This window comes from Edaphosphingomonas haloaromaticamans (genome assembly GCF_001853345.1).
Lineage (GTDB): Bacteria > Pseudomonadota > Alphaproteobacteria > Sphingomonadales > Sphingomonadaceae > Sphingomonas_E > Sphingomonas_E fennica.
This window is the reverse complement of sequence record NZ_MIPT01000006.1, coordinates 1-5,310: the sequence shown is the minus strand read 5'-3', so window position 1 is coordinate 5,310 and position 5,310 is coordinate 1. Positions and strand designations below refer to the sequence as shown.

General features: G+C 60.5%; 7 protein-coding genes. All 7 read right to left on the bottom strand.

Features of this window, described 5'->3' with window-relative positions:
- Window positions 1-106: 106 nt before the first annotated feature.
- Complete coding sequence (locus tag BHE75_RS22885; protein WP_056379711.1) at window positions 107-427, bottom strand: hypothetical protein; 321 nt, start codon at window positions 425-427, stop codon at window positions 107-109.
- Between the two features lie 116 nt (window positions 428-543).
- Window positions 544-1,134: a thermonuclease family protein gene (locus BHE75_RS22880; RefSeq protein WP_020819817.1), complete on the bottom strand. Its 591-nt coding sequence runs from the start codon at window positions 1,132-1,134 to the stop codon at window positions 544-546.
- A complete protein-coding gene (locus BHE75_RS22875) occupies window positions 1,128-2,009 on the bottom strand; it encodes a DUF7146 domain-containing protein (RefSeq protein WP_056379713.1) in 882 nt (293 codons plus the stop codon). Before BHE75_RS22875 ends, BHE75_RS22880 begins: the two co-directional genes overlap by 7 nt.
- A 111-nt stretch (window positions 2,010-2,120) precedes the next feature.
- Window positions 2,121-2,903: a hypothetical protein gene (locus BHE75_RS22870; protein ID WP_056379715.1), complete on the bottom strand. Its 783-nt coding sequence runs from the start codon at window positions 2,901-2,903 to the stop codon at window positions 2,121-2,123.
- Between the two features lie 297 nt (window positions 2,904-3,200).
- Window positions 3,201-3,419: a hypothetical protein gene (locus tag BHE75_RS22865; protein WP_226998743.1), complete on the bottom strand. Its 219-nt coding sequence runs from the start codon at window positions 3,417-3,419 to the stop codon at window positions 3,201-3,203.
- 172 nt (window positions 3,420-3,591) lie between these two features.
- A complete protein-coding gene (locus BHE75_RS23800; protein WP_158011136.1) occupies window positions 3,592-4,002 on the bottom strand; it encodes a GNAT family N-acetyltransferase in 411 nt (136 codons plus the stop codon).
- 117 nt (window positions 4,003-4,119) lie between these two features.
- Window positions 4,120-5,310, bottom strand: a 1,191-nt coding sequence (tnpC, locus tag BHE75_RS22855; protein ID WP_254684577.1) for an IS66 family transposase, incomplete at its 5' end; no start/stop codon positions are given.

The window sequence follows — 5,310 nt, the reverse complement described above, 5'->3', positions numbered from 1 at the left end:
TGTCGATTATGCTTCGGGAACGAAAGGGCGGGTGCCCTTGGCGTTCCCCCCGGTGGCAGCTGCCACCACCGGCAAGGCGCGGCCCTGGGCCGCTCATTTTTAGCGGCTAGAGAATGGCGAGCGCGAGAACCGCAACGATAGAAGCACACAAGGCGGACATGAGCATGAGGCGTATCGTCGCGGCATTGATCGTGATCGCAGCGCCGACACAGGCCCATAGCAGGGCAATTGTGGGTCCAGCGCGGTAAATCAGGAAGCCGAAATAGCTGTTCGGCAGGAATTGCGGATAATCGAGGATCAGGCGTGCGACGATCCCGCCGCCTGCGAGAATGAGCGCGGCGATCAGCCATGCCGCGAAAGCCTCGACGCGCGGCGAAACGCTGTGCCTGGGCGCGGCCTGCGTCGTCGTTCGCGTCGCGTCATTCATGCTGAACTTCCCTTCTAGCCCTGACCGTCACCCGAATGGGCGGAGACGGCTTTGCTGGCTCCGTGGAGCCGCGCGGCGCAGCCGTGTGGTGGAGTAGGGCAGGTTCCCGGCTCCGGTCATTTGCACTTGTTCGGCAGCTGGCCCCTCTCGATCGCCAGATTCCTCATTGCCTCGTAATCGACACCCCAAAGGCCTCGTCGCTCATCGGCCGCGTCTTTCATGAAACGAGCATACGCCAGCCCTGAATGTTGCCTGTAATCAACGGCATATCCATGGCGCACCATCGTTGCCGAAACAGATGCCCCATTCGACCGAAACCGGCACGACAGGTTAGACCGGCCCCAGCTTGTCCGCCGCGTGTTGCATATCGGCTCGATCGTCAGCTTTTCGTCCTGAAAATCGCTCGTGCAGTCCATGCCGCCATTTTGCTTCACCAGCTCTTCCAAATAGAGCTGCGCTGCGATCTTGGGCACATTACCCTTGCCGTCCTCATCCGGCGCATCAATTCCCGACAATCGCACCCGCTTTTTGTCGAGCGTTTCGAGCGTATCGCCGTCGATAATGCGCGGGTTCTCGACGTGGATCGAAACCGGCTCGCTATTCCTCGCCTGCATCTGATTGAACAGCGCGCCGAAAGCGAAAACAGAGAGAATGGGCAACGCGATTTGCTGATTTCGCGGCCATTTTTTGAAACCTCGGATCAGCACCTGGCTCTCTCCTGAAGAATGTCGTTCCAGTCCATCGGCGCCGGGGCTGGCGGCAGGATGATTTTCAGTTCGCGGTCGTTTGCAGTGAGGTGGTCGCGCGCGTCCTCTATGGCCTGTGCGGCTTCCTGGCCGTGTTGCGAGTAGATGACGATTTTGCGGATGCGTTCGGGGATCGCGATCAGGCCATAGCGGCGAATGCCGCCAGCGCCCCACACCTTGAATTTCCCGTCACTAAGCTGGGTGACGGAAACGGCTTCCTCGAAGCCTTCCGCGAGGCGCAGAACATCGCCGGTTGGCTGGCCGCCGATCCGCATGGCGGCGTGTCGGACCAGGCCGAGCGTCAATTTCGCCTCGCGCAGCGCCGCATGGTAGCGTTTCTCGCCCGTTGCTGGATCGAGCAAGATCCGCTGCACGGCGATTATGCCTTCGTCGGCCTCGAACGGCACAAGGAGGGCAGGATGCTCTTCGCGGGCGTCGGGCGGACCAACGATGCAGCGCGGAGCGAAGCGCACCTTGAGGCCGGTCGGGTCGATCGCGCGCGAACGCAGATAGCGTTCAGCCGCGGTGCCTGCGATCGGCACGGCGGAATCCCATAGTTGCAGGGCGAGCTTCCGGCGCGAGGGTTCGGGCGCGCGATCGACCGTTTCGCCGCTGGTGTGGCGATTGATTTTGCGGCTGTTGAGCGCGGACCAGACGGCTTCCTGACTGCAACCGGCCCAACATTTGAACAGGACAGCCTTCTTGCCGGGGGTGACTTGGAGCGACGGATTGCGGTCGTTGTGGGCTGGGCAGCAAACCATGCCATAGGAGCCGCGCCAGTGGCCGCCCATATCCGCTACGATCTGACGTGCGCGTGCTTCGACGTCCATCTGCATCGAACTTCTTTCGTCAACGGTATCCCGACATTGGGATTTATACACATTTCACGGAGGCGGGCAAACGATCGGGATATATGCCAATATCGCGCATGGCCCGACTAGGGCCATTCAATATAAATATCTCCGCCGGTTATCTTCACTTGCGGATGACTCACGTTCTTTCGCCTCAATCGCTTCGCCCAAGCTGGCGAGAATGTCCCTCAGCTCGCGCTTGTCCCGCTCTTCGCGGGTTAGCTCCCATAGGGGCAGCTGATCCCTCATGCGCTCCATGTCGCGCGCCGCCTCGATCTGGCGATACTGTTCGCAAGCGGGCGCTGGATCGGCCGCGACGCCGCGACGCCGGCGAGCGGCGAAGATTTTCGAGAGAAAGGCGGGGAAGAGGAAGCGATAGGCGTTTGTGGCCTGCTTGATGCGCGGGCCAGCGCCTTGCGATTCGTTGTCGGGAACCGGCTCGTAGCGCCTGAACCAGTCGATAATGCGCGCGTCTTTGAGGCGCGAAAGCGCCTGAACGACGCAATTCTTGCTCAGGCCGGTTCCATCCATGATGGTGTGAAGGCTGGGGAACAACGCGCCGGTGCTATAGTCGATGACGCGGGCCAGGAACTCGATGATCTGGATGCCGGCCTGTCCGATCGCGCCGTTGCGAACGCGCGGTGTGGTCGTTCGCCGCTGCGCAAGCGTTTGCCGCTCGTAGAGCTTTGCAGCTTCGATCATCTCGCGCATCTGGCGCGCATTGCGGATCGGCGTGTAAGCCTTGGCCCGCTTCTCGTGGCCTACGGCGATGCTGCCGGCCCAGACTTTGACGCGCGGTTTTTCGGCACGCGCAAGCAAGGCGCGGTCGATCGTGGCGAGGCCGGTGCTACGCAGCACGGCGCCTATGGAAGTGGTCATGCGGACCTCCCTTCGTCGGTCCCGCGAGGCCAAGCGCCATCGCTCCCGAAAGCACGCTTTCAGGATTGACTTTCGCCGCAGCGCCACCGATAAAGGGGTTAAGCAATCGCCCACTTCGGTGGCACAAACAGCCCTCGCTCAGCCAAGCGAGGGTTTTTTGTTGCCCGTTGCAGACGGGGAGCCACCCCGCGCACAACAGATGAATCACCGACTCCAAGACGGAATCAGCGGGTCATAACTGGCTCAAGTTTCAGGAGTTGGCAAGAATAAGCGTGTGCACACGCTTATGATGCGGACTTATCCCGCTTTGCGGTAATGGCGCAGATAGTCAGGATAATCGATCCCGCGCGTCTTCAAGAGATTGATCGTCGCCTCTTCGACCAGGGCCGCGACAGACGTTTGCTCGCGTTCAGCCAATCCCTTGATCTCAGCTGCAAGCTCAGGTTTCACCCAAGCAGCAAGGTTGCGCGTGTTCGCGCGGCTCGGACGCCGCTTTGGCAGCGGGACCGGCAGCAATGGATCTTCCTGTCGTTTAGGTCGTGCCATAACATCGCATTGAATAAGGGGGCGTTCTGTCGCGCTTATAGAGGGCATAGCGTGGAAAGGTAAGCGTCCGCTGTAGGTCGTCTTTGCGGCGCACGCACGCTTGGTAACCGCCCCTTTTGGGGCCTTGGCCGACACGAACGATCTACCCGGCAGGCAGCGTTTCCTTCGCACCAATCACGAGTCGATACCGACGCATTTGCAGATCTCCACGCACATAAAGATCGCTGTCCAATGGAACGTCGACCGTTCCTTCATAGGTCGCACCGGCCTTTTCAAGAGTACGCCACGAAGCAATATTATCAGGCCGACAGGTAATCCAGATTTCCTGAAAACCATGGCGCTGTGCGATTGAAGACAGTTCCTTGAGTGCTGCGGCGGCATATCCATGACCGCGATGCTGAGGTTCGATGCCGTAACCAACGTGACCACCGTACAGCCGCATATATTCGGTATTTCCAAGGCGAAGTTGAATGGATCCGACGACCTCACCTTCAAAGACAATATCGTAGTGTTCGGCCGGAACCCAATCTCGCGTCGGGTCTGCTTCGGTCACTTTCCGCAATCTCAAAACGATCATCACGTGTAGAACTCGATCATAACGCCTTGGTATTCATAGGAATGGCGGGTGCAGATGACATTAAGCTGGGAGCGACACCACTTCCAAGCAGATTTAGACCTGCGATGCCTGCCATCTCCACGGCAGAAGTTCATCGATCCGGTTGATCGGATGCCCCTTGCCAATGCGATCAAGCACATCGGCAAGCCACTCCTGCGGATTGACGCCATTGAGTTTGGCCGTTTCAAGCAGTGAATACATGGCAGCGGCGCGCTCCCCGCCGCAGTCGGCGCCTGCAAAAAGCCAATTTTTCCTGCCAAGGCATATACCCCTGAGGGCATTCTCCGCCGGATTGTTGTCGATCTCCAGCCTGCCGTCGTCGGTGTAGGCGAGCAGTTGCGGCTTCAGCTTCGCCGCATAGCGCAGCGCGTCGGCCAACGGTGACCGGGCCGATGCCCTGGACAGCACCTCGTCGGCCCAGGCGAAGAAATCCAGCGCCTTGAGCTTCGAGAGCTTACGAGCCTTGCGACGAAAATCCGCCGGCTCACGCACGATCTGCCGCTCGACATCGTAGAGCTCCCCGATCATGTGCAAGCCTTGGAACGCAGCCGAGTTCGGATCCGCCTTATAGACATCGTTCAGCTTGCGTCTGGCATGCGCCCAGCAGGCAACTGGCGTGATCGGCGCGGGCTCGCGGTCACTGGCGTAGAGGCGCTCGAAGCCGGCATAGGCATCCGCCTGCAGGAAGCCTGCAAAGGTCTTGAGATGCTCGCGTGGTCGCTCACCCTTGCGATCGGGGCTGTAGCGGAACAGCGCAGCCGGCTTATCCAAGTGGCTCCATCGCCGGTTATCGCGCAGGTAGACCCATAATCGCCCGGTTTGTGTCTTCCCGGTGCCCGGCGCCAGAACCGGAACGGGCGTGTCGTCGGCATGGAGCTTGGGGCTGGCCATGACGTGATCGGCGATCCGGTTAACCAGCGGCTGCAACAGCCAGCTTACCTGGCCCAGCCAGTCGGCCATGGTCGAACGGCTGATCTCCACGCCCTCGCGGGTATAGATCTGCGACTGGCGGTAGAGCGGCAGGTGGTCGGCGAACTTGGATACGACGACATGGGCGAGCAGACCGGGGCCAGCGCGGCCACGCGGCACGGGAAGTGCGGGAGCTGGTGCCTGGCTGATCGCATCGCAGCGATTGCAGGAAAGCTTGGGGCGGCTCTGTTGCAAAGATTGGCGGCAGTCACAGGTAGGCTGTCGCTCTGCGCCGATCAGGCGGCTGCTGCGAAATGGTGGTTGAGCATGTCCATG

Excerpts from the sequence above, each read along its gene's own strand:
- BHE75_RS22885 (WP_056379711.1), bottom strand. The coding sequence starts at position 427 with ATGAATGACGCGACGCGAACGACGACGCAGGCCGCGCCCAGGCACAGC.
- BHE75_RS22870 (WP_056379715.1), bottom strand. The coding sequence starts at position 2,903 with ATGACCACTTCCATAGGCGCCGTGCTGCGTAGCACCGGCCTCGCCACG.
- BHE75_RS22875 (WP_056379713.1), bottom strand. The coding sequence starts at position 2,009 with ATGCAGATGGACGTCGAAGCACGCGCACGTCAGATCGTAGCGGATATG.